The sequence below is a fragment of the Peptoniphilus pacaensis genome, from assembly GCF_900088125.1.
GTDB classification, from domain to species: domain Bacteria; phylum Bacillota; class Clostridia; order Tissierellales; family Peptoniphilaceae; genus Aedoeadaptatus; species Aedoeadaptatus pacaensis.
The window spans coordinates 1,333,652-1,360,390 of sequence record NZ_FLQT01000003.1 but is presented as its reverse complement, the minus strand read 5'-3'; the positions used below and the strand labels follow the sequence as shown (position 1 = coordinate 1,360,390).

Genomic DNA, 26,739 nt, shown 5'->3' with positions numbered 1-26,739 from the left:
GCCCCCAAGAGCTTCTTTTCGTCATTAACAGCAGCAGCCGCCTGCGCTTTCCGAATCCACGGAAGGCGAGGTGGAGCAGCCTTCGAAGGGGCCAAAGTGTCGGGAGCGATCGCCGATGACTTCGAAGTATTTGCCGAAGCGGGTTTGCTGAATCATGGCACAGGTGTTGCCGCAAACCGACGCGGGCAGATCCTTTTCGAAGTGGTGGTGATCGTCTAAGTCAAAGGCAAATTCGTTGCCGATGATGCCGCCTTTGTAAATAATAAATTGGCCGTATTGCTCGCAAATGTCTTCCAGGAAGTCAGGCAACTTCATGGCCCGAATGGTGCGGGAGGTAAAGCCGATATTGCCGGTTAATTTTTCAATTTCCGGATTGTCCACGGCCGCTTTTGAAGAAGACATGTAGCGGAAATCTTCCCAGCCTACCTTGCGCATGAGCCGGCGGAAATCTTCCACATACATGGCCCCTCCGATGCATTCGCCGCGAAGGACGGGGTGATCTTCCAATTCCTTCGGCATGCGGCGATCGGCGAAAATGTCCGAGAAGTAGAGCTCGCCGCCTTTTTTCAGCACGCGGAAAATTTCGCTGAATACCGCTTCCTTGTAGGGGGACAGATTGATGACGCAGTTGGAAATAACCACATCGACGCTTTCGTCTTCGATGCCGGCGGATTGTAAGTCTTCGATATAGCCTTTGACGAAGGTGACATTCGATTCCTTGTAGCCGAATTTTTTCGCCATTTCGTCTTGATGGGCTTTGGCGATGGCCAATTGATCGTCGTTCATGTCCAGGCCGATGACCTTGCCCTTTTCGCCCACGAGCTTGGAAACCATATACACATCAAGGCCCGTGCCGCAGCCCAAGTCCAAGACGGTGCAACCTTCCAGAGCCGGAGGAATGGGGGAGCCGCAGCCGTAGAAACGGGTAATGATTTCGTCGGGAATTTGTTCTCTGATCACTTGCAAGTGTTCCGGCATATTGTCCAGGGCGCAGGAGCAAATATTGGTTTCCATTTGGCCTTCTTTTTCACCGGTGACTTCCGAATAATATTTTTTGACTTCTTCGCGAATATCCATGTTACTCTCCTTTAGCAGCAGCAATTATTATTTGATTTCGATTGTTGTAAGGGTTCGATGACTTTCGTAAAGACCAAAGCCGCCAGGGCGCTTCCCACACAGGGACCCAGGGTGTAGACCAAAAGAACCTGCGGTGAAAAGGCTACGGCTTTAAAGCCGACCAGGTAGCCGACGATGCGGGGGCCCAAGTCACGGGCGGGATTTAAGCCCGCATTGGTCATGGGGCCGATGGTGCCGATAAGGCAAGAGATAGTGAGCCCGATAAACAGGGGGAAAAGATCGTCGCTGGGGCGGCCCAGATTGCAGCCTTCGGTCATGGAGAAAATAATAATGACCAGAATAAAGACGCCGAGACCTTCCGCAAAAGCGGCGACGCCCGGTGTGATCACGCCTTTCGCCGTGTTGGGGAAGACTTCGCACCAGATGCTCGAGGGGCCGCTGGCCACGCTCATGGTCAAATTGTCAGCGACGAGAGCCGCTTGCACGCTGTCTTTAAAGAAAATCCACAGGGCCAAGCCGGCTAAGAGGGCGCCGATCATTTGGCCGCAAAGGTACACGGGGAAATTTTTCCACGCGCAACGGCCGCTGAGGCACATGGCCAAGGTCACCGCCGGATTAAAGTGGGCGGCGGATAAATTTCTCGTGGCATAGATGCCGATGGCGATGGCGAGCCCCCAAATCATACCTACCTGGAAGGGGCCGGTGTGGGCGCCGTACAAAGTCGCCGTGGCCACGGCACCGATGCCGAAAAAGCACATAAGAAAAGTGCCGATGACCTCGCCCATAATCGAGTGCATCCACACTTTAGGCTCCGATTTAACTACGTCGTTCATATTTCCTCCTTCTGGATAATATATTCAATGTCAGTTTATCCTTTGGAGTAAATGCCTGTCAATGAACATAGATATCTATTCGATTTTACTATAGAGAATGTTTTTTACCTCCGTTTTTCTATAGCCGTCTTCATTAAAAAAGCACCGAGCCCGTGCTCAGTGCTTTCCTTTACTTATCTTCTTTTAAGGCTTCGCTGGCTTCTTCGGACAGATCGTCCTTTTCGATGTGCTCCCCGGTTCCCAGGGGATCTTCGGAAAGGCTCTCGCCGTTAAAGATAGCTTCGAATTCCTTGCCGCTAATGGTCTCTCTGTCCAAGAGGGCGTCGGAGACGCGGAGCAGAGTGTCCATGTTTTCTTTCAAAAGGGTCTTTGCCCTGTTGTAAGCTTCTCCCACAAAGCGGCGCATTTCTTCGTCGATTTCCGCCGCCACTTCTTCGGAATAATCCTTGGTATGACTCATGTCGCGAGCGACGAAGACCGAATCGGAATCGCTGCCGTAGGTCAGGGTGCCGATCTTTTCGCTCATGCCATAGGTGGTGACCATTTCACGGGCGAGCTTCGTGGCCCGCTCGATGTCGTTGGATGCGCCGGTGGAGATATCGCCTAAAACCAAATCTTCCGCTACGCGGCCCCCTAAGAGGCTCACCAACTCATTCTGCATCTCCGTCTTCGTGGTAAAGTGCATAATGTCGTCGTCGGGCAAAAAGGCCGTAAAGCCGCCGGCTCGACCGCGGGGAATGATGGTGATCATGTGCACCGAATCAAATCCCGGCAAGAGGCGGGAGACCACGGCATGTCCCGCTTCGTGAACCGCCGTAAGCTTGCGCTCTTTTTCTTTAATGACGGCGCTGGTCTTTTCGGGACCTGCCACCACTTTAATGCTGGCTTCGTTGACGATGTCCATGGGGATCTTTCGTAAATTGGCGCGAGCCGCCAAAAGGGCCGACTCGTTCATTAAATTTTCCAGATCCGCCGGGGTAAAGCCCGCGGTGCGCTTGGCCACCACGGACATATCCACGTCATCGGCCATGGGCTTTTTCTTGCCGTGAAGTTCCAAAATTTCTTTTCGCGCCCGCACGTCGGGAAGGCCCACGTAAATTTGTCGGTCGAACCGACCCGGGCGTAGGAGCGCCGGGTCCAAAATGTCGGCACGGTTGGTAGCCGCCATGACGATGACCCCTTCATTGGTGCCGAAGCCGTCCATTTCCACGAGCAGTTGATTTAAGGTTTGTTCCCGCTCGTCGTGGCCGCCGCCGAGGCCAGCGCCCCGTCTGCGTCCCACGGCGTCGATTTCGTCGATGAAGATAATGCAGGGGGCGTTGTTTTTTGCCGTTTCAAAAAGATCCCGCACTCGGCTGGCGCCGACGCCCACGTACATTTCCACGAAATCCGAACCGCTCATAATGTAAAAGGGCACCTTCGCCTCGCCTGCCACGGATTTGGAAAGATAGGTCTTCCCCGTTCCCGGCGGCCCCACCAGAAGCACCCCTTTGGGTATGCGGGCGCCCATGGAGACGAATTTGTTCGGGCTCTTTAAAAAGTCGACAATTTCGGAAAGTTCTTCCTTTTCTTCTTTCAGGCCCGCCACGTCTTTAAATGTGATTTTATTTTCTTCGTCTTCCATGACCCGGGCCTTGCTCTTGCCGAAATTCATCATGCGGCCGCCGGCTCCTTGCTGGGATCGCATAAAGCTGAAGAACAGATAGCCCATAAAGATCATGACCACGAAAGTGGGCAGATAACTGGTCAAAGAAGGGGCTTGATTATTTGCAGGCGTAGAGGACAGGGCGATATCGCCGCGCTCCACCGGCTCTCTTAAATACTGTTCATAAAAAGAATCACCGATAATGGGCGGGATGTCCGTCCGAACTACGTCTTTATTTTTTTTCGTTACCAGAGCTTCCGAACCTTTTAGGTCGATGGATTTTATTTGATCCTTTCGAATCATTTCCACAAGCTTCGTGTAGCTGATCTCCTCCGTGGCCCGTTGGGACGGATTCATAAAGTATATGCCGAAAATCAGCATGCCGAGAAGCACTAGATAAAAGGCGACGCCGCTCCATCTTCTATTCAATATACATAACCTCCTCTTCTGTCGTGTTCTTCAGTATACCATATTTTTACGTCTTATTTCTCGTAAACCTCCGGCTTTAATACGCCGACATAGGGCAGGTTTCTGTATTTTTCCGCAAAGTCGATGCCGTAGCCCACGACGAATTTATCCTCTACTTCGTAGCCCACGTAATCCACATTCACCGCCCGTTCCCGACGGGAGGGCTTGGTAAGGAGGGTGGCGATGGCCACGTCCTTTACCCCGCGGCTTTCCATGACCTTCGTCAAATAGCTTAAGGTGAGGCCCGTGTCCACAATGTCTTCCACGATGAGGACCGACTTTCCTTCCACGGTGGTGGAAAGGTCTTTTAAGATCCGCACCTCGCCGCTGGATGTGGTGGACGTGCCGTAACTGGAAACGTCCATAAAGTCGATTTCCATAGGCAGGTCGATGGCCTGAATCAAATCCGCCATAAAGGCGAAGGCGCCCTTTAAAATGCCGATGACGATAAGATTTGTTCCGCGAAAATCCTCGGTGACGGCGCGGCCGATCCGTTCAACGGCTTCTTGTATCTCTTCTTTGGAAATTAAAACTTCCGCTACATCTCTTTCGATGGAATCCACGCGAGTTTCTGCCATGATTTTTCCTCCTGCCTATAGGCTTTTCTCAAACCGACGATCCAAATCACTTCGTCGCCTTCCGCGACGACGGGCCAGCTGTCTCGCAGCTTGCGATTGATTTTTGCGTCGATAAAAACATCTTTTAATTTTTTGCGGCCGACCTTTAATCGGATCACATCCCCGGGCCTGCGAGTGCGAATGATCACGCGGGAAGGATCCTTCACGTAGATAAAATCCTCGCCCTCGCCCAGGTAAAAGCGGTGGCCCATAAATTCCGCCTCGCCGTCGATTAAGCTTACATCATCAATAGACTCCGTCCCTGCAGGGGGCGGGGAAAAAATAATTTTGTCGTAGCTCCGCGCCACCCGCAGGCCGGGAAGGTCCAGGCCCTTGCCCGTCTGTGCCTCGTTTAATTCGTCGATGGACAAGATATGTTCGTAGCCGATATTTTTTACATGGCCCTTGATGCTTTCGACGGCCATGCGAAAGACCCGCCGGCGCAGGGCGTCGGGTGCGGAAAAAATTTCCTCGTCGATGCTCACGCCCAAAGGCGATTCCCGGACCAGGGCCCGGTAAAGCTTCTCGGCCTCTCGTGACAAGTAGCCCTCGTCTTCTTCCGCCATGGTCCGAAAATTTGCCATGGCCCGACGAAAGCCGGGATTAATGGCCTCGGCTTCGGGGACCATCTTGAGTCGCACCCGGTTTCTGGAATAGTTCGGCTCTAGATTCGTCTCGTCCACCACATAGGGAATGTGGTCTTCCTCCAGTGCCGCCACGATCTCCTCTTTCGTGAGAGAGAGCAGGGGCCGAAACAGATCCCCTTCCAGCACTTTCATGCCCTCCATGCCCCGAAGGCCGGTGCCGCGGATCAGCCGCAGGAGCATGGTCTCCACCTGATCGTCCAAGTGATGGGCCAGGGCGATGAGCCCGCCGGGCGCTTTGTTGCGTCTGAAGAAGTCGTAGCGCAAGATCCGACCCGCTTCTTCCGTGCCCAATTTGTTTTCCCGGGCATAGGCGATTACGTCGGCTCTTTCCGCGACCAGGGGCACGCCCCACTCCCTGCAAACGGCCTCGACGAAGGCCTGATCTCTGTCCGCCGTCTCCCTGAGTCCGTGATGCAAATGGGCGGCCCTTAAATCAAAGGGCACCTTCTCCTTATAGGCCTTCAGCAAATAGAGCAGATACATGGAATCCGGCCCGCCGGATAGAGCCACGAGGACGTGGCTGTCCCTATGGATGATGTCGTCGAATGGAACCATCGCAAAGGCCTCCGTTCAAAAAAAGAGCGTCGCTCGGCGACGCTTGCTTTATCTTCTCTTCGTCTTACCTTGTCTCACATTGCGACGCTGTTTCGCGCTCTCAATCTTTTCATTGCTGACTTTCATGAATTTGCTCAACATGTCGTCGAAGCTGGACGCATCGGATTTATGGACTTCTCTGTTTAATTGAACCGCCTGAGGCGTGGGCTTTTTCTGTTCCGTCTTGGGCTGGGCCTGCTTCATGCTTAAGGCGATTTTTCCGCCGTCATCCATGGTGATCACCTTGACCTTGACCTTTTGCCCCGTGGTTAAATGATCGGACACTTCCTTCACGTATTCATCGGATATTTCCGAAATATGTACCAGGCCGTTGTGATCTTCGTCCAATTGAACGAAGGCACCGAATTTCACGATGCCCGTGACGACGCCGTCTAAAATAGCTCCTACTTCGATTGCCATAAATTACCTTGAATCCTCCTCGTTGGTTTCGCCCGCCCGTTCCTTCTCTTTGTCCACGTAAATAACTTCTCTCGGCTTGACCATGCCTAAATCTTCCCGGGCCACCTTTTCCGCAAACTCCATGCTGTCGCTGTTGCGAATGGCGGCGCCCGTGGCTTTTATTTCCTTGGAACGGGCTTCGATTTTCTTTCTGTTTTCATGCATCAATGCTTCTTTTTGGCGAGTCTCTTTCCACGTTCTGAAAATGATGGCAACGCAAAGGACGGCCACGGCGATTATCGCCCAACGGGCCGTTTGAACGGGTACTCTGTGAATTTTTCTTCCCTTTGCCATACACTCACCTCGATAATACTAGTATCGCACGTTTCGCCTATCTTTTCAATCATCGAGAAGGATTTCGTACAGATCTTCGGCGCCTTTTTTCTGCACATTGTCCTTAATGTCCAGAACACGCACCTTTTGGCTGCGGTTGCCGAATTGCACGGTGACCACATCGCCGACGACTACCTCGTCTCCGGCCTTGGCGGTCTTTCCGTTAATGCTCACCCGGCCGCCGTCGCAGGCTTCCTTGGCCACGGTGCGCCTTTTAATGATTCTTGCGTTTTTCAAATACTTGTCGATGCGCATAAATTCCCCTTTAAAAAAAGGGCTCTTGCGAGCCCTCGAATTACTTGTTAACGGATTCTTTTAAAGCCTTACCTGCGCGGAAGACCGGAGCCTTCGATGCGGGGATCTTAATAACTTCTTCAGGATTTCTCGGGTTTCTGCCTTCGCGGGCCTTGCGGTCGCGGACTTCGAAGGTACCGAAGCCGACTAATTGGACTTTTTCGTCTTTAGCTAAGCTTTCTTCGATGGTGCTTAAGAATGCGTTTAATGCGTTTTCAGCATCTTTCTTGGATAAATTGCTTTTTTCAGCGATATTGGAAATAAGTTCAGATTTGTTCATAATGTCCTCCTAAAGATTTTCGTGTTCGCTTCTTTCCTTCTCGGAAAGAAGGTCGGTGAATCGAGCCATCGTCGTCGCAAGCAAGCTTTCCGCATCGATTCCGCAGTTTTCCGCGTCGGTCAATACGTCGATAAGTCCTTGCGCAATGCGACGTGAATCTTCGTCCATGTCTGCCGTCGCCTCGGAGATAAGAAGATCACTCTCTGTGAGGCGGATCGTCTTTTGTCCCCGCATGAGGGCCGGCAAACCGTCGTAGTGACGAAGTTTTTGCGATAGCCTTTGGCTGCCGCGTTCCGCTGATTTGATGCCCTCCCAATCACTGACGCCGTTTTGAAAGACGTGGGGATGGCGCCGAATCATTTTATCTACCAACACCCGGACGAGACTCGCCAAGGTAAAGGTTCCTTCTTGCGCCGCCAATTCGGCGTGAAAGATAACTTGAAAAAGGACGTCGCCCAGTTCTTCTTCCATGGCGAAATCATCCTTGCAGTCGATGGCGTAGGCCGCCTCGTAAGCTTCTTCGATTAAGTGGGCTTTCATACTTTCATGGGTTTGTTTCCCGTCCCAAGGGCAACCCTCGGGGCCGCGAAGCCGTCGAATCAGTCTTACTATATCCCTTACGTCCCCATGCTCCTCTGTCTTCGGAACGAACAGGCTGGTTTCGTAGCCGTAGTCGTCGAAGCGATCCAACAGATAGACGGGCCGCTTCTCGAAAAAAGCCTTCTCCTCGTGTCCCGCATGGGACAGAACGAACACCTCGTGCTCGTCGCCGTAAAGCTCGGACAGGGCCAGTTTTAATTCCCGCACGATCCGCTGATTGTACACTTGGGTCACGATGGTGTCCACGTGCATATCCAGATCCAGATCGGAAAAATCGTCTCCGTTGATGATCTTCATGCCGTCGATAGGATCTCGCTTCACTGAAGCCAGAACCGGTTCGATAAAGCTCAAGCCGTCGACGATTTCGATGGCGGGATCTTTTTCCAGCAAGTAGATCACGGTTTTTTCCGCGATGAGGGGATGACCGGGTACGAAGTAAGTAATGTCCTCGTCCCGGGACCGTTCCATTAAGTCCTCGCAAATGGCGCGGTAAATGGAATCGAAGTCGTCCTCGGATTCGTACAGATAATCATAAGATTGGTAAGGAATGTGGTGGGAGTGAAAATACGCGACTGCGTCGTGTGCTTCCGTCCTGAGAAATTTTTTCGATTCGTCGTGAATGGCCTCCAGTGCTTTCACCGTCAGGTCTTTTTCATTGGTCGGACCGAGACCGACAATTCGTAACTTTCCCATGACGTCCCCCTTTTACCCTAGTTATTGTACTATTCGCGGCGGCCTTTGTCTAGTTAAAAAAGCAATTTTCAGCCGAATTTAGCCGTTTATCGCCGAATCCCCCTGCCGTTTCCTGAAAAAACATGCTGACATGAAAAAACAGCCTATATTGCATAGGCTGTTTTATCGTCGTAAGGGACTTATTTCTTTTCTTCCTTCTTGTTTGCCGCGTTTTGTTCTTGAGCATTCTTTGCTTGTGCGTTGGCTTTATCCTTGCCTTCGTCTTTGGACTTGGTGACCTTGATGGGTTCCACGGGAATATCCTTCGCCGTGTTTACCAGGCGTTTGACCTTGGCGCTCTTTTCCAGCTTGTCGTTGTATTCCTTAAACTTTTCGCGAATCACCGCTTCTTTTACGGCGTCCTTGGCGCTGTTGAAGTCGTCGGAGATTTTTTCCAGCTTAATGATGTGGTAGCCGAATTGGGTCTTCACGGGATCGGAGATTTCGCCGGGTTTCATGGAGAAGACTTTTTCGTCGAATTCCTTCACCATTTGGCCCGGGGTAAATTGACCTAAGGAGCCGCCGTTTTCAGCGGAGCCGGTGTCCAAGCTCTTTTCCTTGGCCAGCTTCGCAAAGTCGGCGCCGCCGTCCAATTCCTTCTTAATGGCTTCGGCTTCTTCTTTGGTCTTGACCAGGATGTGGCTGGCTTCCGCCGTTTTAAATTCGTCCTTGTGCTCGTCGTAGTACTTCTTCAGTTCTTCTTCCTTCGGTTCCATTTCCTTCATCATTTTTTCTTGGTACTGTTGCATGAGAAGGTTGGTCTTCGTGTATTCCTTCATCTTTTCTTCGGTCAGGTTGTTTTCCTTCAGGGCTGCTTGTAATTTTTCTTCGCCGCCGTACATCTTGACCATCTTATCGAATTCGGCATCCACGTCTTTGTCGGAAATCTTAATGCCCTTGCTTTCGGCATCTTGCTTATAGATTTCAAAGCGAACCAAATTGTCCAATGTGTTTTGACGCATCATTTCGCCCATGGTTTGCTTGCCGTCTTGGGTCTTTTGGGTCAAGAAGTCTTCACCGTATTGAGCCATGGCTTGTTGGGCCTGCATCTTGTATTCCCGTTCGTAATCTTCGATGGAAATATCCTTGCCGTTTACCGTGGCTGCTACATCTTTTTTGCCGCAACCGGTTAAGAGAACCGATGCTGCCAAGCAGACGACGCCGATTTTTTTCATAGTATGCTTAATAGTCATAATGTTCCTTTCTTTCTTCACAATACTTTCTGTTCATTATAACAAAGAAACTATTCCTTGCGTGTGTTTAATTTGTGTACTTTCATAAGATCCAGGACTTTTTCAACTTCATCCAGTGCATTTTTTTCCGCTGTGAGCCGAATGCTGTATTCCCCCGCCATGGAAAAGACCAATCGCTTGCCGAAGACGCTGGTCAGTTCGTTTAAGAGGGACAGATCCAATTCGTAGCCTTTGACGAAATAGAAGGTGTAGTCGTCGCCCTTTTGCTGAATGGTTTCCACTTGCAGGGTGGAGGCCATGTGGCGAATCTTGGACAGGTGGATGAGCTGCAGTACCGCCTTTGGCGGATCGCCGAAGCGGTCGATGAGCTCGTCGATGACGTCCCTCTCGTCCTCGTCGTCGGTGATGACGGCGATCTTCCGATACATTTCCATACGCTGAGTCTCGTCTTTAATATAGCTTTTGGGAATGTAGGAGTCGATGAGCACGTCCAGGGACGTATCCGCTTCCTCCACATCCTCCTCGCCCTTGGCGCGGCGCACGGCCTGCTTCAAGAACTTAATATAGAGATCGTAGCCGATGGCGTTCATGTGGCCGTGTTGGCTTTCGCCTAAAATATTTCCCGAGCCGCGAATTTCCAAATCCCGCATGGCGATTTTGTAGCCGCTGCCGAATTCCGTAAATTCGCGAATGGCGGCGAGACGTTTCTCCGCCACCTCGGAAATACTCGCATCCCGCTTGTAGGTAAAGTAGGCGTAGGCGATGCGATTGCTCCTGCCGATGCGTCCCCGCAGCTGGTAGAGCTGAGACAGGCCGAGGCGGTTCGCCTCCCACACGATCATGGTATTGGCATTGGACACGTCCATCCCCGTTTCGATAATGGTGGAGCAGAGAAGCACGTCGATGTCTCTGTTATAAAACTGAAGCATGGTGTTTTCCAGCTCCCGCTCGCCCATTTGGCCGTTGGCCATGGCGAAGCGCGCCTCGGGCACCAGCTCCTGCAGATCGCTCAACATTTTTTCCATGGTCCGCACCCGATTGTAGACGAAGTAAACCTGTCCGCCTCTCTCCAGCTCCTTTAAAATGGCTTCGCGAATCATCATGGGGTTGTACTCTACCACATAGGTCTGTACCGGGAAGCGCTCCCCGGGGGGCTCGTCGATGACAGACATATCCCGAATGCCCGCCAAAGACATTTGCAGGGTCCTGGGGATCGGCGTCGCCGTCAGGGTCAATGTGTCCACATTTTCTTTTAAGAGCTTCAGCCGCTCCTTGTGCCGCACGCCGAAGCGCTGCTCTTCGTCGATGATCAAAAGGCCCAGGTCTTTAAACTTCACGTCTTTGGACAAGAGGCGATGGGTGCCCACGACGATGTCCACGGAACCGATGCGCAGCCCTTCCAGATCCTTCTCCTGCTCTTTTTTCGAGCGGAAGCGGGACAATAGGGCCAGGTCCACGGGAAAGTGGGCGAAGCGCTCACGCATGGTGTTGTAGTGTTGCTGAGCGAGGATGGTGGTGGGCACGAGGAAGACCACCTGCTTCCCGTCGAGGACCGTCTTAAAGGCCGCTCTCAAGGCCACCTCCGTCTTGCCGTAGCCCACGTCGGCGCAGAGGAGCCGGTCCATGGGTTTGGCCTCTTCCATATCCTTCTTAATCTCTTCCGCCGCCTCTAGCTGCCCTTCCGTTTCGTCGTACTGAAAGGCGTCTTCGAAATCTTTCTGCCAGGGCTGATCTTCCGTAAAGGCGTAGCCCGTCACGTCTTCCCGCTTGGCGTAGAGGCGAATTAAATCTTCCGCCATCTCTTCCACGCTGCGCTTGGCCTTGGCCTTGGTGTTTTTCCAGGTCTGGGTGTTCAGGCGGTTCACCTTCACCGGTCCGTCGTCGGTAGCGATGTAGCGGTGAATCAGCGCCATTTGATCCATGGGCAGAAAGAGCTTGTCCCCGCCCTGATAGAGCAGGGTAATGTAGTCCCGCTGAATACCCTGGACCTCCAGATTCGTCGTGCCCATAAATTTTCCGATGCCGTGCATTTCGTGAACCACGTAATCGCCGACGGAAAGACTCGCCAAATCGATGACGTCTTTTTTCTTGCGGCGCCGCTTCTTTTTCTTCGTCTCGCCGAAGATTTCCGTGGCGTTTAACAGGACGAAACGGGCTTCTTCCATTTCGAAGCCGCCGTGCACGTGGCCCGAATCGTATTGTATCTGAGCGGGCATTAAGTTTTCGCTAAGAAGCACGGGGTCGAAGCCCATGTCCCGCAGGGTATCTTTCAGACGCAGGGTCTTTTCTTCGCTGCCGCCTAAGAGAACGACGGAGTAGTCCCTGTCCAGGTAGCGGCGTATCTCTTCTTTAAAAAAGCGCAGCCGTCCGCCGAAACTGGTGACGGTCTTGATATTGAAATTGGCGATGCGCTTCACCGGCATGTCGTTGCTTGCCCGCACGATGTAGCTGGAAAGGATCAGATCCCGTGATTTTAAACCCTCGGCGATGGCATCGTAATCCACCTGAATGGACAAATGGGCCTTTAGAAGCTCCCCGGCCTCGGCGAGATCGCTCAATGTGTCCGCCAAGGAGAGCTCCTGCTTCTGCGCCACTTCCCTCATTCGCCGCGGCTCGTCTAAAAAGACGATGGGCGGCTCCGTAAAGTAGTCGATAATCGACGCCCGGGCCTCGTCGGGAATGTAGGGCAAGAGAAGGTCCGTGTGGGACAGGAAGGACCCGTCCCTTAATCTTTCCACCAGGGGCAGAAATTTTTCCTCCGCCCGCTCTTTGGACACGCGGCTTAAATTTTTTGTCTTCTTTAAATCTTTTTCCAGGGCCGCGGCGATCATTTCCCGCAAGTCCTCGTCGAAGATCACGTCGTGAACGGGGAAAATATCCGCCCCATCCACATCTTCCACGGAACGCTGGGTGTAGGGATCGAAGCGGCGAATGGAGTCCACTTCCACGTCGAAGAGTTCCACACGGTAGGGATAGGTGTCCGGCGTGTAGATGTCGATAATGCCGCCGCGTATGGAAAATTGGCCCATGCCTTCGACGAAATCCACGCGCCGATAGCCCGAGGCCAGCAGCTTTTGGATCAAAGCGTCGGTTTCCACCACATCCCCTAATTTCAGAGAAAAGGATGCGGCTTTTAAGTAAGAGGGCTCGAGAAAAATGCCGCCTAAGGCTTCCGGCGTGGTCACCACAAATTTCGCCTCGCCCTTAAGCATGGCGTTCATGGCTCTGAGGCGGGCGCTTAAAAGCTCGTTGCTCCCCGCGTCCCGCTGAAAGAAGAAAAGCTCCCGGGGCTGCAGCAGACAGACGCCGTCTTCCGCGTAGTAAGACAAGTCTTCCGCCAATTTCTTCGCCCGAGCCATATCGTAAGTGACCAGAAGAACGGGCCGCTTTTGATCTCGGTAAATGGTCTCCACGGCAGGGGCAATGGCGGGCTCCGCCAAACCGTAACAGCCGATGGGCATTTCCTTGTCCCCGATGCCTTCCAAGATTTGCCGAAAGGCCGGGTCTTTTAAAAAAAGCTCATTGTAAATACGCGTCATCTTGCCTCCTAAAAAGCAGCTCCCGCGAGCTGCTTTCTACTTTCCGTTATAGGTATTCATGGCCTCGTCCAGCCCGCTTTTTAAAAAGAGCAGGGCGGCGTCCTTCGCCTTTTCAATGGTCTCGTCCATGGTTTTTACTTCCTCATCCGTAAAGGTGCTGAGGACGAAACTGGCCAAGTCCATGTGGGGATTTTTCTTTCCCACGGCGATTTTCAAGCGGGGAAATTGATCGGACTGCAGCTGATAAATAATGGACTTCAATCCGTTATGGGTGCCGGCGCTTCCCGATTTTCTGAGGCGGATAGTGCCGAAGGCGATATCGATGTCGTCGACTAAAACCAGCACCTCTTCCGGCTCGATTTTAAAATAATCCATACATGCCCGCACCGATTGGCCGGACTCGTTCATATAAGTGGTGGGCTTTAAAAGACGCACCTTCTTTCCAAAGGCGCGTCCCTCCCCGTAAAGTCCCTTGAATTTAATGGTGCTCACGGGAATATTTAAAGCATCGGCAATGGCATCCACGGCCATAAAGCCCACATTGTGCCGGGTGTTTTTGTAACGATCTCCCGGATTGCCTAAACCGACGATAAGCATATTACACTTCTTCGAAAATTTTGCTGATGGAACGGTCGGTATTGACCCGGCGAATGGCACTGGCGAGAATGGGCGCCACGGAAACCACGTCGATTTTGTCGATGTGTTTTTCCTCGGGCAGGTCGATGGTGTCGGTAATGACGAAGCGTTCCATAATGGAATTGTCGATGCGCTCAATGGCGGGGCCGGAAAGGACGCCGTGAGTGGCGCAGCCGAAGATCCGCTTAGCGCCGTGGTTTCTTAAGGCTTCGGCGGCCTTGCAGACCGTGCCCGCCGTGTCGATAATGTCGTCGACGAGAATGCAGTCTTTGCCTTCGATGGAGCCGATGACGTTCATGACCACATTTTCATTGGCCTTGGGCCGTCTCTTTTCGATAATGGCAATGGGCGCGCCGTTTAATTCTTCGGCGAATTTCCGCGTGCGGGTCACGCCACCCAAGTCCGGGCTCACGGCCACAATATTGTCCGTGTCGATGTGGTTTTTAAAGTATTTCGCCAGATAGGGCACGGCGGTTAAGTGGTCGACGGGAATGTCGAAGTAGCCTTGAATTTGTCCGGCGTGCAAGTCCATGCAGATGACGCGGTCGGCGCCGCTGACGGTGATTAAATTGGCGACGAGCTTTGCCGTAATCGGCTCTCTCGCGCGCACTTTTCTGTCTTGGCGGGCGTAGCCGTAATAGGGAACGACGGCGTTAATGCGTCCCGCAGAGGCCCGTTTCAAGGCGTCGATTAAAATCAACAGCTCCATTAAATGATCGTTGACGGGGCCGGAGGTCGGTTGAATAACAAAGACATCTCTTCCGCGAACCGAATCCATAATGTCGATAGCAATCTCTCCGTCGGAAAAATGTTTGACCTCGCAGGCGCTTTCGTCGATGCCTAATTCATCGCAGATTTTATCCACCAAGGCGCGATTGGAGTTTCCCGAAATAATGACGACTTCACCATTGTGTTTCATACTAGCTGTCCTTTCTCCGGTTCCAACCGGCAATCATCTTCTGTTCACTTCTTTCTACTGCCAAGTTTTCATCGTCCACATTTTTTGAAATGGTGCTGCCGGCGGCGATAAAGGCGCCTTCGCCGATGGTGATCGGCGCCACCAGATTCACATTGGATCCGATAAAGGCGTTATCGCCTACGGTGGTGCGGAATTTCTTTCTGCCGTTGTAATTACAGAAAATCACGCCGCAGCTGATATTGACGTTCTCTCCCACGTCGCCGTCGCCGATGTAAGCCAAATGTCCCGCCTTCGATCCCTTGCCGATGTGGGAATTTTTGACTTCGACGAAATTGCCGATGTGTACATTTTCTTCCAAGACGCTGTTGGGGCGCAGATGGGCGAAGGGGCCCATGGTCACGCCGCGGCCCACTTGTGATTGTTCGATCACCGAAGACTCGATGGTGACCTCGTCTGCCACGGTGCTGTCGACGATTCTGGACTCTCCTCGAATCACACAGCCCTCGCCGACGGTGGTCTTGCCTTCCAGGTGAACGTTCGGGCCTAAAATCGTGTCTCTGCCGATTTCCACGTCGAAATCGATTAAGGTGGCATCTTGGTCCGTAAAGGTCACGCCGTTGTCCATATGGTATCGGTTAATGCGGCGGCGCATAATCTTTTCGCAGGCGGCCAATTGCACTCGGGAGTTGATCCCCAGCATTTCCTCTTCATCGCACATGGTGAAGCCGCCGATTTTCTTGCCCTTGTCGTTGAGCATTTGAATCACGTCGGTTAAGTAAAGTTCGCTCTGCTTGTTGTTCGCGCTTAAATTGCCGATATTTTCTTTTAATGCCCGGCCCTTAAAGGCGAAGATTCCCGTGTTAACTTCCGTAATGGCCTTTTCCTTGTCCGTGGCGTCTTTTTCTTCCACGATGCCGGCGATGGTGGAGTCCTGTCCCCGAATGATGCGGCCGTAGCCGAAGGGATCGCTGACCACGGCGGTTAAGACGCAGGCGTCGAAATCGTGGCTTTGTGCATAGTCCATAAACTTGGCGATGGTCTTTTCCTTGAACAGGGGCGTGTCCCCGGTCAAAATATAGACCATGTCTTCGTCGGAAAATTCACCTATGGCACATGCCACGGCATAGCCCGTGCCGTAGGGAATGCCCTCTCCTACTTTCTGCTCGATAAACTTCAGCGGCGCATCTTTAAAATACTCGATGACGTCGTCTTTTTTATGCCCGACGATGACGACATTTTTGTCCATCGCATTGGCCGTGCAGTTGTCCACCACATAACTCAATATGGCTTTGCCCGCAACTTTATGCAGCACCTTGGGCATGTCGGATTTCATCCGCGTGCCTTCCCCTGCTGCTAAAATAATTGATACATTCACGCTTACACCTCACTCGTAACGTTCTCCAATCTATTATAACGAACGCGGCAATTTCTCTCAACATTTCTTAGCATAAAGAAGCGGCGAGCGCCGCGCTCACCGCCGGTTTTTTATTCGAACTTTTTACAAATCGATTTTATCCAATATGCCCTTGGCCTCGGCGATGACCAGGCCGTAATTGGTGACGGGGACGTTTTTCTCCTTGGCTTTCCCCACCCGTGCCTGCACCACCGGCCGCTGAAACATGCAGCTGCCGCACATAATGATCAGATCGTAATCGCCGATATTTTCGGGAAAGCTCAGCCCGCGGGTAAAGTCCACGGTGATCCCGTCTCCTAATTTTTTTCGCAGCATGACGGGAATTTTCACCCGGCCGATATCTTCCTCCTTAGGCGCGTGGGTACAAGCTTCCGCCATAAGAATCTTCGCATCCCCCGGCAGATGGCGCAGGGTCTTCGCCCCCTCCATCATGGCGTCCATGTCTCCCTTGGCCCGGGCGAACAAAATGGAGAAGGAGGTTATCTTCGATGCCGCCGGTTTCTTTTCGTAGACTTCCGAAAAGACCTGGGAGTCGGTGACGATCCAATCCGGCGCCTTCGCCAATTTCGCGAGAGCCGTGTCCATGGTGTTTAAATCGCAAATCGTCGCCGTAAGACCCTTGTCGATGACCTCTCTTAATGCCTGAACTTGAGGCAGGATCAGCCGTCCCTTCGGCGCCGACGCGTCTTGTGGCATGACGAGGAGCAGATGGCCGCCCTCTGCGGCCATGCCGTCGAAAAGGCCCGGGGCCTTCCTTTTTTCCTTTAACAAGTCGGCGAGGGCTTTTAAAATCTCATCCCGCTCGGGAAATGGGCGGGACAGTTTCAAGACGGGAATGTTTTTCTTCGCCACCGGCTCCGCAATGGCATCTTCCACCTCGCCGATAAAAATGGCGCCGTCGATTTCATCCACCACTTTCACCGTGCGGGCCATGCGGGCATCTCCCAACTCCGTCTCATCGGCCGTGCCCGCCGTGTCGATAAAGGTCACCGGGCCCAGGCCGTCCACTTCCATGTTCTTATATACCGGGTCCGTGGTGGTACCCGCCTTGGGCGACACCATGGAAGCTTCCTGCTCCGTGAGCAGGTTCATTAAGGTGCTTTTGCCGCTATTAGTCTTTCCGAAAATGGCGATGTGCAGGCGCAATCCTTTTTGCGTATCCATATTAAAACCTGAAGTCCCGCTCGCCGCCTTGAATACGCTTCACGTATTCCGCTGCCTTTTCTCTTAAATCGTCGCGCTCCACGTCCTTTAAAAAGTCGACGATTTTTTCTTCCCCTAATTTGCGTGTGGAGTCGGCGGCGTAGTCGGAGAGGTATTCCTGCAGAGTCATAATGGCGTTAGGCTGACAGAATTTGGCGATTTGGAAGCTCTTCACTTCTTCCATAAAGGTTTCCCCGGTGCGCCCCGCCCGATAGCAGGCCGTGCAGAAGCTGGGCAGATAACCCAGATCCAGCAGCCAGTGAATGACCTCATCTAAGCTGCGGCAGTCGTCGGTGTCGAATTGAGCGGAGTTGTCCTCTTCCTTCGACTCGTCGTAGCCGCCTACGGAAGTCTTGGAGCCGCCGCTGATTTGAGAGACGCCGAGTTCCAATGCTGTTTTCCGCATTTCCTGGCTTTCCCGGGTGGATATAATCATCCCCGTGTAAGGAACGGCGACGCGGATCAGGGCGATAATGTCTTCGAAAATCTCGTCGGGCACGCCGTTTTCAAATTCTCCCGGGTCGATGTCGTCGGCGGGACGAATCCGCGGCATGGAAATGGTGTGGGGCCCCACGCCCATGTAGGCCTCCAGGTGTTCCGCGTGCATGAGCTGCCCTACAAAGTCGTAGGGATAATTGTTCAGGCCATACAAGACGCCTAAGCCCACGTCGTCGATGCCCCCTTCCATGGCCCGGTCCATGGCTTCCGTATGGTAGGCCCAATTGGATTTCGGTCCCGTGGGGTGCAGGGCTTCGTAATTTTTCTTGTGATAGGTTTCCTGGAAGAGTATATAAGTGCCGATCTCCGCTTCCTTCAGCTTCCGGTAATTTTCTACGGTGGTGGCGGCGATGTTTACATTGACCCGGCGAATGGCGCCGTTTTTATGCTTAATGGAATAGATGGTCTTAATGCTGTCCAAGACGTATTCGATGGGATTGTTCACCGGATCTTCCCCGAGCTCCAGAGCCAATCGCTTGTGCCCCAAATCCTGCAGGGCGATGACTTCGTTCTTTATCTGTTCCTGAGTCAGCTTCACCCGGTCGATGTGCTTGTTCTTGTAGTGATAGGGGCAATAGACGCAGCCGTTGACGCAGTAATTGGACAAATACAGAGGCGCGAAGAGCACGATGCGATTGCCGTAATACTTTTTCTTGATCTCCCGCGCCAATTGGCGGAAGGATTCGCGAATATCCTCCAGCTCCGTCATTAAAAGAACCGCCGCTTCCCGGTGGTCCAGGCCCTTCATCTTGCGGCCCTTTTCCAAAATCGCTTCCTGCATGGCGCGATTGGTGCGATTGGCCTTCGCCTCTTCCAAGGTGGCCATAATTTCGTCGTGATTTATAAAATCCTCCGCCTTAGCGGACATTTTGTCGTACATTTATATCTCCCTTCCCGTAAAATCCCCTCGACTCATAACAATTTCATAACCCAGTTCGGCGATCTGCGCCTTTAAATCCCGCAAGTTTTCCGCCGCTTCCAAGGCGAAGGCCGCCTTGTTGTCGTAAAGGGCGTAGCTTTCACGCACCCTCGGCGGCGACAGATTGGGCATAAACACATTGGCGCCGGCCAATATGCCGCGGTTCCGTCCGTCGGCGGCCAAAGTCTGCATGGCCGTGGTGGACGGAATGTTTGCCGTGGGAAAAAGCAGTCGCAAAATGGCGATGCACATGGCCGTGAGCTCCACGCTGCCGTTTTCGAAATCGCGAAAAGGCGTGGCGTGATGGCGCACATAGGGGCCGATGCCGATCATGGCCGGCTGCAATTTTTGGAGGAACATAAAATCCTCCACCAAATTTTCCGTGCTCTGGTAAGGGCTGCCCACCATAAAGCCGCTCCCCACCTGATAGCCCAAGGCCTTTAATTCGTAGAGGCAGGCCAGGCGCCTGTCCCGATCCATTTCCTTCGGGTGAAGCTTTTTGTAATGCTTCGGGTCGTAGGTTTCGTGGCGCAGCAAAAAGCGATCGGCTCCCGCCTCTTTCAGTCGCGCGTAGCTTTGGCGGCTTCGCTCGCCTACGGACAGAGTAATGGCACAGCCCGGCTGAATCTTTTTGATTCGCTCCAGCCAATCCGCCAGCCGCTCGTCGGTAAAATAAGCGTCCTCGCCCCCTTGCAGGACGAAGGTTTGAAAGCCCGCCTCAGCGCCCACGGTGACGGCCGCCTCCATTTCTTCCGTCGTTAAACGGTAGCGAGCCACTTCGTCGTTATCCCGACGAATGCCGCAGTAGTAGCAATTGTTATGACAGTAGTTTGTAAATTCGATTAAGCCGCGGACGTAAATCTTCTTGTGAAAGTGGCGCTCGGTAATGGCTCTCGCCTTTTCAAACACCGCCTCCTCCACCGTCTCGCGGTTTTCGAGCAGATAGCGCAGGTCCTCTCGTTCCAGACCCCTGCCTTCGTCGATCTTTTTAAAAATCGTCTCGATCATAGATCGCCGGCAAGAGTGGTGCGTACAGTGACGTCGCCGAGCATGCCGAGTTTGCCTGAAAGGGCATTGATTTTATCCTGCTCGCCGTCGACGACGATGCTGATCAAAGACAGCCCGCGCTTCGGGTAGGGTATGCCTAATCGTCCCACAATAATGTCCCGGTCCTCGTGTAAAAGCTCGTTAATGCTCTTAATCGTATCACCGGATCCGGTTTCGACGATAATGGCGATGATTCCCAATTTTTCGTTCATAGACACCTCCAACCTCTTCCTCAAGGGCGGACCTCTCGGAAAAGGAAATTCTTTGTATCGTACCGCTATATTTTAGCACAGCTCGGATTCATAACCGCAAGGGTCACGAAAAAAAGTTAATTTTTTCACCGGCTCCCTTTTTTTCTTCGATTTTGTTTTAAAAAGCCCGCCCGACAAAAAAAGAGCCGGAGAATTCCGACTCTTTCGAATGCTGATTAAAAAATCATTTGATTGATGCCAATGGCTTCGTTGGCTTTTCGGTCGATGATTCCACTCAAGGGGCGAATGAAAATTTCAGCCGTCACCGAAATCACCGCCCGGTTCAAATGGCCGCCCAACACCGTGCCGTCCGTGCGGCCCAGATTAATGTGGGCGTGGAGATAGGCCTCCCCATCTTTGCGGGAAAGATTGCCCACGAGCGTGGTGATCTCCATGGGCTCCTTCAGAGGCCGCGTCTTGTACTCCTTGTCGTTTAAATCCAAAATACCGATGACGGCATCGTCGGTGGCGCCAAGGCCATAGACCGTGGCCGCCTGAATCTTTTCTTTTTCCGCCAGGGCGAGAAGACTTTCGCAGATCTCTTCCCCGGGATCCAAGCGCAGGGCGATGGTTCCGTCTTCAAAAACCTTGTAATCCATTTGATCACCTACTTGTTCCGCTTATAGGGAATACCGTTGGCGCTGGGGCCGCGGGCTTCGCCGACAAAGACGATCATGGCGAACATGGTGATGATATAGGGCAGCATATTCAATAAGTCCGGGGCCACCGTTAAGGAAGTGGATCCCATGTAAATAACCAGCCCTTCCGCCGCTCCGAAGAGGAGGCATGCCAAGAGAGTGGTGTGGGGCTTCCATCCGCCGAAAATAACCGCCGCCAATGCGATAAAGCCTTGGCCGGAGATTAAGGTTTCGCGGAAGTTGGCCACCACGGCGAGAGACAAGCTGGCGCCGCCGAGTCCGGCTAAAAAGCCCGAGGTCAGGACGCCGATGTATTTGATCTTGTACACGTCCACGCCCAAGGTTTCCGCGGCGTGGGGATGCTCGCCCACGGAGCGAATGCGCAGGCCCAGCTTCGTCTTGTAGAGAATAAAGAAGACCAGAGCCACCAAGGCGAAGGCGATGTAGACCGTAATGTATTGGCCGAAAATAATATCCAAGGCGCTTCCCGGCTTAAAGACGTGGTTCAGCACCCGAGGCATTTTATTTTTTAAAGGGATAGGCTTGGTCATGGCCGCGCCGTCGAAAAACATACGGGCGAGAAAAATCGCAAGGCCCGGGCCCAATAAGTTGATGGCCGTCCCGCTGACCACGTGATCGGCGCCGAAGTGAATGGTGGCGATGCCGTGTAAGAGGGCGATGGCCATGCCGCCGAGGCCGGCTGAAAGAAAGGCGATCCAGGGATTGCCAATATAGTAGCCCACCGTGGCGCCGACGACGGCACCGATGGTCATCATGCCTTCGAGACCGATATTGACGACGCCGGTGTTTTCACTGACGACGCCGCCCATGGCCGTGTAGATCAAGGGAGCCGCATAAAGGAGCGTAATGCCTAAAATCCCGGCAAAACTCATAAGCAAATTATCCAATTTGTTCTCCTCCTTTTTCTTTCTTCGATGTGAAGCGCGTGCGTAGCCAATCCATAAATTGAGGCATGGCGATAAACAGGACGATAATGCCGATGACGATGTTAATGACTTCCGACGGGGTCTTTAAGGCGGAGTTCAACTTGCCGCCGCCGTAGCTCAAGGCCGCAAACAAAATCCCCGAGGGAATGCAGGCGATGGGGTGGTTCGCCGCGATCAAGGACACGGCGATACCGTTAAAGCCGTAGCCCTGTTGAGCCGCCAAGAGGCCGATATTTTGCGACACGCCCAAGACCTGTACCGCCCCGGCAAGGCCCGCCAGGCCGCCGGAGATGGCCATGGAGATCATGGTGCTGCGCTTAATGTCGATGCCGCCGTATTCCGCGGCAAAGCGGTTAAAGCCCACGGCCTTTAATTGGTAGCCCAAGGTGGTTTTCTTTAAGATAAACCAAACCAGAACCGCCACGATAATCGCGATGAAAATCCCCCAGTGAATGGGCGGATTTAAAATCCCCTTCAAAAATTCATTGCTCTTTAACACGGCGCGGCCCGCTTCGGAGCGCTTCCACTCGTTTAAAATGCGAATGCTCGCCGAGGGTTGAATATTAAAAGAATAATTGCTGTCGGGCTTTCTTAAAAAAGCCTTGGTCAGCATGTAGTTGCTTAAATAAAATGCCACCCAGTTCAACATAATGGACGAGATGACTTCGTTCACGCCCCGTTTCGCCTTAAACAGGCCCACGAGACCGCCCCACAGGCCGCCGAAGACGATGCCTGCAAGTAAAGCCACGATGCCGTGAAGGATCGGCGGCAAGTTCACGACCACGCCGACGATGACGGCGGCGAGACTGCCGATAATGAACTGGCCTTCCGCGCCGATGTTAAAGATCCCCGTTTGAAAGGCGAAGGCCACGGCGATCCCCGTTAAAATAATAGGCACGGCTTCCACAATGGTCCAGGAAACGAATTTCGGCTTGCCGAATGCACCCAGGACCATGACCTTGTAGGCTTCCAAGGGATTGACGCCGACGAGGGCGAAAATCACGGCACCTACCACCAGGCCCAAGAGGACGGACATGCAGGTGTAATAAAGCATTTTTTTATTCATGATCCACACCTCCCGCCATATAGTAGCCCAGTTCCTTTTGGCCCGCTTCTCCTTCTTTAAAGGTCTTTGTAATGGCGCCTTCGTAAATAATGCCGATGCGGTCCGACAAACTCATGACCTCATCCAATTCAAAGCTGACTAAAAGCACCGCGCGACCCTTGTCCCGTTGTTGCACCAAAAATTGGTGAATGTTTTCGATGGCGCCGACGTCCAAGCCCCGCGTGGGCTGTGCGGCGATTAAAACGTCGGGATCGTCGTCGATTTCCCGAGCGAGAATGACTTTTTGTTGATTGCCGCCGGAAAGATCCCCCGCCAAATAGCAACTCTTTCTCGGCCGAATGTCGAAGGATTCCATTAATTTGTCGGCGTGGGCCGTAATGGCCCCGTCTTGCAAAATCCCCTTGGAGGAATAGGGCGCCTCGTCGTAACTGTTGAGCACCATATTTTCCGCCACGGTAAATTCCTGCACCAGACCGCGCTTGTTCCGGTCTTCGGGAATATTGTTCATGCCCGCATCGCGAATGGCCTTGGGCGTGGCATTGGTGACGTCTTTGCCTTCGATAATCACCTTGCCCTCCTCGATTTTTCTGAGGCCCGTAATGGCTTCCAAAAATTCGCTCTGCCCGTTGCCGTCTACGCCGGCGACGCCAAAGATCTCCCCTTTTCTGACTTCCAGGTTCAATCCTTTAACGACTTCCACGCCGCGAACGTCTTTCACGTGGAGGTTTTCGATGTGCAGAGCCACCTCCCCGGCTTCCACGGGCTTTTTACTCACATTAAATTGAATGGCACGTCCTACCATCATTTCGGCGAGATCCGCCTCCGTGGTCTTCGCCACGTCCACGGTGTCGATGCGCTTGCCGCGGCGAATAATGGTGCATTTTTCAGCCAAGGCTTTAATTTCCTTGAGCTTGTGCGTAATAATGATGATGCTCTTGCCTTCGGCGGCAAGGGCCTTAATAATGGCGATGAGCTCGTCAATTTCCTGAGGCGTCAACACCGCCGTAGGCTCGTCGAAAATCAAAATTTCCGCGTCGCGATAGAGGGCTTTTAAAATTTCCACCCGTTGCTGCATGCCTACGGAAATGTCCTCGATCTTTGCGTCGGGATCGATCTTTAAGCCGTAGCGATTGGAAAGGTCCACCACCTTTTCCCGAGCGGCCTTTTTGTCCAAGACCACGCCGTTGGTGGGCTCTTCGCCTAAAATAATATTCTCCACCACGGTAAAAGGTTGAAAGAGCATAAAGTGTTGATGCACCATGCCCAAACCTTTTCCTATGGCGTCTTTCGGCCCCTGAAAATCCACGACCTCGCCGTGAATCTTAACTTCGCCGAAAGTCGGTTTATATAAGCCGTACAAAACATTCATCAGCGTACTCTTGCCGGCGCCGTTTTCGCCGAGCAAGGCGTGGATTTCGCCTTTTTCCACGACCAAATCGATGCCGTCATTGGCTTTAAAATCGCCGAATAATTTCGTAATCCCGCGCATCTCAACGGCCGGCGCGAGTTTATTGTCAACCATCTCCTACCCCCTTCATCATATGGATTTATTATACACTAAAGGAGATATCTTTTGGAAGGCATAAAAAAAAGAGGGACTCTGCCCTCTTTTTTCGCGATCAAATTTATTTTGCTTCGAAACTTTTGTACTCTTCTGCGGAAGCCGGAACCTTGATTTCGCCCTTGGTGATCTTTTCTTTAATGGCTTTAACCTTTTCGAGGATTTCCGGTTTCACGTTCTTGTCGCTGGACGGTGCGATATCGACGGTGTCGCCGTCTTTCAAACCGTAGCTGAGGTTTTGTCCGCCGGGGAATTCTTCGCCCTTGGACAGGCCTTCAAGCACCTTGTAAACGGCGCTGTCGGCACGTTTCATAGCGGATGTGAGTACGTTGTCGGGAGCGATATCGTTTTGGTCGCGGTCGACACCGATAGCCCATTTATCTTGGTCTTTCGCCGCTTCGATGACACCGTCACCTGCGCCGCCGGATGCGTGGAAGACCACGTCGCAGCCTTGTTGATACATATTGGTTGCAATGCTCTTGCCCTTAGCTGCGTCGGAGAAGTTACCGACGTATTGGCTAACCACTTCGATCTTTTCGCCTTTTTCTTTGGCTGCTTGATCCACACCGGCCTTGTAGCCGTATTCAAAGACTTGAATAACCGTGGATTCTTGGCCGCCGACGAAGCCGACTTTGTTGGTTTCGGTGGTCAGACCGGCAATATAGCCGACGAGGAAGGAAGGTTCTTCCGCTTTAAATTGAATACCACACAGGTTGTCCGGACCGTTTTCATAAGCGTAGTCGACGATTAAGAATTGAACGTCGGGATTGGCTTCGGCCGCTTCGAGCATGGCATCGCCTAAGTTGAAACCGGCGGCGACGATGACGTCGTTGCCTGCTTCAAGCAAGGTTTCGATATTCGGCGCATAGTCGTTGGCTTCTTTGGATTCTTGGTAAGAAACTTCGAATCCGAAGTCGTCGTGGACCTTTTGCAGACCTTCCCAAACGCCTTGGTTAAAGGATTGGTCGTTGATACCGCCTTCATCGGTTACGAAACCGATTTTTAACTTTTCGCCGTCTTTCTTGTCGCCTGCATCAGCTGCAGCGTTGTTATTGGCAGCTTTGTTGTTATTAGCTGCATTGTCGGATGCGCCGCCACATGCCGTAAGCACGAAAATGGACAGCATCATCACTGCTAACAGTAGCGATCTTTTTTTCATAATATCCCCCTTAATTTGATCTGACTTTATTATAGTATGACCCATTGGAAATTTCAATACGAGAAGGTTTTCAAACAAAACAGCACGCCCGAAGACGCGCTGCAAAAATCTTATAAATAAAATCCTCTGGGGACGGCGAAAAAGTAAGTCGCCAAGACGAAGACCACAATGGCCATGCCCAAAGCCTGTTTAAAGTCCACGGCCTTTAATTTCAGCCGACTTCTGGTCATGAGCTTATAAAGCAGATAGCCGACGAAGGCAACGACAGGCATGCCGATAAAGATGCCGGCATTGCTCGGCGCCTTTAAGCGGGCCACGGGAATAGCGAAGGCAAAGAGCACCATGGCGACGTACACCACGGGCAAAAGCTTGCCCTTGTCCAAAAGCAAGAGCGCCAGGCCGCAAACCACGGCAATCACGGAGGCCGCTATAGCCACGGTCTTTGCCATACTCGTGCGGCTCATGACCTTCCCGTCGATGAGCTCCAAGGTGTTCATATAGACGCCGGATTGGGTCTTGGTGGAAGTTTCGGGACGCAAGCCCTTGTCTTCGATGCCCAAGGCGTCGGAGAATTTCTCCATCTTCACATTGGTCAAAAAGACGCCGATGTCCGCCATGGTTTTTCCCGTGTAGGCAGTCACCGTCGCGGGATCGGTGACGATGGTAAAGGCATAATCCTCCACGTCTTCACTTAAGGGGATGCGCATTTCCGATGTGGCTTGGAAGGTGATCTTCTCCTTGCCCAACAAATTTTTCATCTGCAAATTGTCGTAGACCGCGCCATTGATCTTGTCGTATTCGCCCTTGAGCTTCACCTTGCTCTTGGAGCCGTTGGCCCCCTTGGGCAAATAAACATTTCGAACGGGCACGCCTAAGACGCGCACACTGCTACCTTTTCCCTGATAGTGGAATTTCACATCGTAGCGATACAAGGTCTTCGGCCCCTTTTCAATGCGCCGCGTCACTTGCAAGCTGTCGATGGCGGTGGGATCGTCAAAGATCAAACCGTCGAAGGCCGCGTTCTTTGCCTCATCCGGCGAGAGCACAACCTTGTCCGTCATCAGGGGCGAAAACGTCAGTAGAAAGCACAGTAATAAAAAAACAACAAATATAATTCCGTTTTTCAATTGTTTCTGCATAGTCATCCCCCTTTATGCGACCTATTTTTTC

25 protein-coding genes are annotated in these 26,739 nt (G+C 52.5%); all 25 read right to left on the bottom strand.

Annotated elements, in window-relative coordinates:
* Window positions 1–24 precede the first annotated feature (24 nt).
* Window positions 25–1,077, bottom strand: coding sequence for a methyltransferase domain-containing protein (locus BN7444_RS06415; RefSeq protein WP_068457345.1), 1,053 nt, complete (start codon window positions 1,075–1,077; stop codon window positions 25–27).
* 11 nt (window positions 1,078–1,088) lie between these two features.
* On the bottom strand, window positions 1,089–1,910 hold the full coding sequence (locus tag BN7444_RS06410; RefSeq protein ID WP_082941299.1) for an MIP/aquaporin family protein: 822 nt from the start codon (window positions 1,908–1,910) through the stop codon (window positions 1,089–1,091).
* 169 nt (window positions 1,911–2,079) lie between these two features.
* The gene (gene ftsH / locus BN7444_RS06405; protein WP_068457343.1) at window positions 2,080–3,984 is read right to left on the bottom strand and encodes an ATP-dependent zinc metalloprotease FtsH; all 1,905 of its coding nucleotides are present in this window, start codon (window positions 3,982–3,984) and stop codon (window positions 2,080–2,082) included.
* A gap of 53 nt (window positions 3,985–4,037) precedes the next feature.
* Complete coding sequence (hpt, locus tag BN7444_RS06400; RefSeq protein WP_218016015.1) at window positions 4,038–4,601, bottom strand: hypoxanthine phosphoribosyltransferase; 564 nt, start codon at window positions 4,599–4,601, stop codon at window positions 4,038–4,040.
* Complete coding sequence (gene tilS, locus BN7444_RS06395) at window positions 4,562–5,842, bottom strand: tRNA lysidine(34) synthetase TilS (protein ID WP_068457342.1); 1,281 nt, start codon at window positions 5,840–5,842, stop codon at window positions 4,562–4,564. Before tilS ends, hpt begins: the two co-directional genes overlap by 40 nt.
* A gap of 48 nt (window positions 5,843–5,890) precedes the next feature.
* On the bottom strand, window positions 5,891–6,301 hold the full coding sequence (locus BN7444_RS06390) for a S1 RNA-binding domain-containing protein (RefSeq protein ID WP_068457339.1): 411 nt from the start codon (window positions 6,299–6,301) through the stop codon (window positions 5,891–5,893).
* Between the two features lie 3 nt (window positions 6,302–6,304).
* On the bottom strand, window positions 6,305–6,634 hold the full coding sequence (locus BN7444_RS06385) for an FtsB family cell division protein (protein WP_068457336.1): 330 nt from the start codon (window positions 6,632–6,634) through the stop codon (window positions 6,305–6,307).
* A gap of 45 nt (window positions 6,635–6,679) precedes the next feature.
* Window positions 6,680–6,928 (bottom strand): S4 domain-containing protein, encoded by a 249-nt coding sequence (locus BN7444_RS06380; protein ID WP_068457332.1) that lies wholly within the window; start codon window positions 6,926–6,928, stop codon window positions 6,680–6,682.
* Between the two features lie 40 nt (window positions 6,929–6,968).
* Window positions 6,969–7,247 carry an HU family DNA-binding protein gene (locus BN7444_RS06375; protein WP_068457330.1) on the bottom strand — a complete coding sequence of 93 codons (279 nt, stop codon included), beginning with the start codon at window positions 7,245–7,247 and terminating at the stop codon, window positions 6,969–6,971.
* A gap of 9 nt (window positions 7,248–7,256) precedes the next feature.
* Complete coding sequence (locus BN7444_RS06370; RefSeq protein WP_068457327.1) at window positions 7,257–8,540, bottom strand: MazG nucleotide pyrophosphohydrolase domain-containing protein; 1,284 nt, start codon at window positions 8,538–8,540, stop codon at window positions 7,257–7,259.
* A 179-nt stretch (window positions 8,541–8,719) separates the two neighbouring features.
* Window positions 8,720–9,772, bottom strand: a complete 1,053-nt coding sequence (locus BN7444_RS06365) for a peptidylprolyl isomerase (protein ID WP_068458479.1) — start codon at window positions 9,770–9,772, stop codon at window positions 8,720–8,722.
* Window positions 9,773–9,822: 50 nt separating this feature from the next.
* On the bottom strand, window positions 9,823–13,311 hold the full coding sequence (gene mfd / locus BN7444_RS06360; protein WP_068457325.1) for a transcription-repair coupling factor: 3,489 nt from the start codon (window positions 13,309–13,311) through the stop codon (window positions 9,823–9,825).
* 36 nt (window positions 13,312–13,347) lie between these two features.
* Window positions 13,348–13,908 carry an aminoacyl-tRNA hydrolase gene (gene pth / locus BN7444_RS06355; RefSeq protein ID WP_068457322.1) on the bottom strand — a complete coding sequence of 187 codons (561 nt, stop codon included), beginning with the start codon at window positions 13,906–13,908 and terminating at the stop codon, window positions 13,348–13,350.
* 1 nt (window position 13,909) lies between these two features.
* Entirely contained in the window at window positions 13,910–14,866 is a 957-nt protein-coding gene (locus BN7444_RS06350; protein WP_068457315.1) for a ribose-phosphate diphosphokinase, read from the bottom strand.
* A gap of 1 nt (window position 14,867) precedes the next feature.
* A complete protein-coding gene (gene glmU, locus BN7444_RS06345) occupies window positions 14,868–16,241 on the bottom strand; it encodes a bifunctional UDP-N-acetylglucosamine diphosphorylase/glucosamine-1-phosphate N-acetyltransferase GlmU (RefSeq protein ID WP_068457312.1) in 1,374 nt (457 codons plus the stop codon).
* A gap of 123 nt (window positions 16,242–16,364) precedes the next feature.
* Window positions 16,365–17,444, bottom strand: coding sequence for a GTPase (locus BN7444_RS06340; RefSeq protein WP_068457309.1), 1,080 nt, complete (start codon window positions 17,442–17,444; stop codon window positions 16,365–16,367).
* 1 nt (window position 17,445) lies between these two features.
* Window positions 17,446–18,861, bottom strand: coding sequence for a [FeFe] hydrogenase H-cluster radical SAM maturase HydG (gene hydG, locus BN7444_RS06335; RefSeq protein WP_068457306.1), 1,416 nt, complete (start codon window positions 18,859–18,861; stop codon window positions 17,446–17,448).
* Window positions 18,862–19,908: a [FeFe] hydrogenase H-cluster radical SAM maturase HydE gene (gene hydE / locus BN7444_RS06330; RefSeq protein ID WP_068457303.1), complete on the bottom strand. Its 1,047-nt coding sequence runs from the start codon at window positions 19,906–19,908 to the stop codon at window positions 18,862–18,864.
* Window positions 19,905–20,159 (bottom strand): TM1266 family iron-only hydrogenase system putative regulator, encoded by a 255-nt coding sequence (locus BN7444_RS06325; RefSeq protein WP_068457301.1) that lies wholly within the window; start codon window positions 20,157–20,159, stop codon window positions 19,905–19,907. The genes hydE and BN7444_RS06325 overlap by 4 nt, the downstream gene beginning before the upstream one ends.
* Window positions 20,160–20,374: 215 nt before the next feature.
* Entirely contained in the window at window positions 20,375–20,797 is a 423-nt protein-coding gene (locus BN7444_RS06320; RefSeq protein ID WP_068457298.1) for a PPC domain-containing DNA-binding protein, read from the bottom strand.
* 8 nt (window positions 20,798–20,805) lie between these two features.
* The gene (locus BN7444_RS06315) at window positions 20,806–21,744 is read right to left on the bottom strand and encodes an ABC transporter permease (RefSeq protein ID WP_068457295.1); all 939 of its coding nucleotides are present in this window, start codon (window positions 21,742–21,744) and stop codon (window positions 20,806–20,808) included.
* Window positions 21,737–22,849: an ABC transporter permease gene (locus BN7444_RS06310; RefSeq protein WP_068457292.1), complete on the bottom strand. Its 1,113-nt coding sequence runs from the start codon at window positions 22,847–22,849 to the stop codon at window positions 21,737–21,739. The genes BN7444_RS06315 and BN7444_RS06310 overlap by 8 nt, the downstream gene beginning before the upstream one ends.
* Complete coding sequence (locus BN7444_RS06305; protein ID WP_068457290.1) at window positions 22,842–24,371, bottom strand: ABC transporter ATP-binding protein; 1,530 nt, start codon at window positions 24,369–24,371, stop codon at window positions 22,842–22,844. The genes BN7444_RS06310 and BN7444_RS06305 overlap by 8 nt, the downstream gene beginning before the upstream one ends.
* Window positions 24,372–24,474: 103 nt before the next feature.
* Window positions 24,475–25,569: a BMP family lipoprotein gene (locus tag BN7444_RS06300; protein WP_068457287.1), complete on the bottom strand. Its 1,095-nt coding sequence runs from the start codon at window positions 25,567–25,569 to the stop codon at window positions 24,475–24,477.
* Between the two features lie 110 nt (window positions 25,570–25,679).
* Window positions 25,680–26,708, bottom strand: a complete 1,029-nt coding sequence (locus tag BN7444_RS06295) for a hypothetical protein (RefSeq protein ID WP_068457276.1) — start codon at window positions 26,706–26,708, stop codon at window positions 25,680–25,682.
* Window positions 26,709–26,739: the final 31 nt, after the last annotated feature.

Coding starts and splice junctions, on each gene's coding strand:
- BN7444_RS06415 (WP_068457345.1), bottom strand. CDS start 1,077: ATGGATATTCGCGAAGAAGTCAAAAAATATTATTCGGAAGTCACCGGT.
- BN7444_RS06410 (WP_082941299.1), bottom strand. CDS start 1,910: ATGAACGACGTAGTTAAATCGGAGCCTAAAGTGTGGATGCACTCGATT.
- hpt (WP_218016015.1), bottom strand. CDS start 4,601: ATGGCAGAAACTCGCGTGGATTCCATCGAAAGAGATGTAGCGGAAGTT.
- tilS (WP_068457342.1), bottom strand. CDS start 5,842: ATGGTTCCATTCGACGACATCATCCATAGGGACAGCCACGTCCTCGTG.
- BN7444_RS06390 (WP_068457339.1), bottom strand. CDS start 6,301: ATGGCAATCGAAGTAGGAGCTATTTTAGACGGCGTCGTCACGGGCATC.
- BN7444_RS06385 (WP_068457336.1), bottom strand. CDS start 6,634: ATGGCAAAGGGAAGAAAAATTCACAGAGTACCCGTTCAAACGGCCCGT.
- BN7444_RS06380 (WP_068457332.1), bottom strand. CDS start 6,928: ATGCGCATCGACAAGTATTTGAAAAACGCAAGAATCATTAAAAGGCGC.
- BN7444_RS06375 (WP_068457330.1), bottom strand. CDS start 7,247: ATGAACAAATCTGAACTTATTTCCAATATCGCTGAAAAAAGCAATTTA.
- BN7444_RS06370 (WP_068457327.1), bottom strand. CDS start 8,540: ATGGGAAAGTTACGAATTGTCGGTCTCGGTCCGACCAATGAAAAAGAC.
- BN7444_RS06365 (WP_068458479.1), bottom strand. CDS start 9,772: ATGACTATTAAGCATACTATGAAAAAAATCGGCGTCGTCTGCTTGGCA.
- mfd (WP_068457325.1), bottom strand. CDS start 13,311: ATGACGCGTATTTACAATGAGCTTTTTTTAAAAGACCCGGCCTTTCGG.
- pth (WP_068457322.1), bottom strand. CDS start 13,908: ATGCTTATCGTCGGTTTAGGCAATCCGGGAGATCGTTACAAAAACACC.
- BN7444_RS06350 (WP_068457315.1), bottom strand. CDS start 14,866: ATGAAACACAATGGTGAAGTCGTCATTATTTCGGGAAACTCCAATCGC.
- BN7444_RS06340 (WP_068457309.1), bottom strand. CDS start 17,444: ATGGATACGCAAAAAGGATTGCGCCTGCACATCGCCATTTTCGGAAAG.
- hydG (WP_068457306.1), bottom strand. CDS start 18,861: ATGTACGACAAAATGTCCGCTAAGGCGGAGGATTTTATAAATCACGAC.
- hydE (WP_068457303.1), bottom strand. CDS start 19,908: ATGATCGAGACGATTTTTAAAAAGATCGACGAAGGCAGGGGTCTGGAA.
- BN7444_RS06325 (WP_068457301.1), bottom strand. CDS start 20,159: ATGAACGAAAAATTGGGAATCATCGCCATTATCGTCGAAACCGGATCC.
- BN7444_RS06320 (WP_068457298.1), bottom strand. CDS start 20,797: ATGGATTACAAGGTTTTTGAAGACGGAACCATCGCCCTGCGCTTGGAT.
- BN7444_RS06310 (WP_068457292.1), bottom strand. CDS start 22,849: ATGAATAAAAAAATGCTTTATTACACCTGCATGTCCGTCCTCTTGGGC.
- BN7444_RS06305 (WP_068457290.1), bottom strand. CDS start 24,371: ATGGTTGACAATAAACTCGCGCCGGCCGTTGAGATGCGCGGGATTACG.
- BN7444_RS06300 (WP_068457287.1), bottom strand. CDS start 25,569: ATGAAAAAAAGATCGCTACTGTTAGCAGTGATGATGCTGTCCATTTTC.
- BN7444_RS06295 (WP_068457276.1), bottom strand. CDS start 26,708: ATGCAGAAACAATTGAAAAACGGAATTATATTTGTTGTTTTTTTATTA.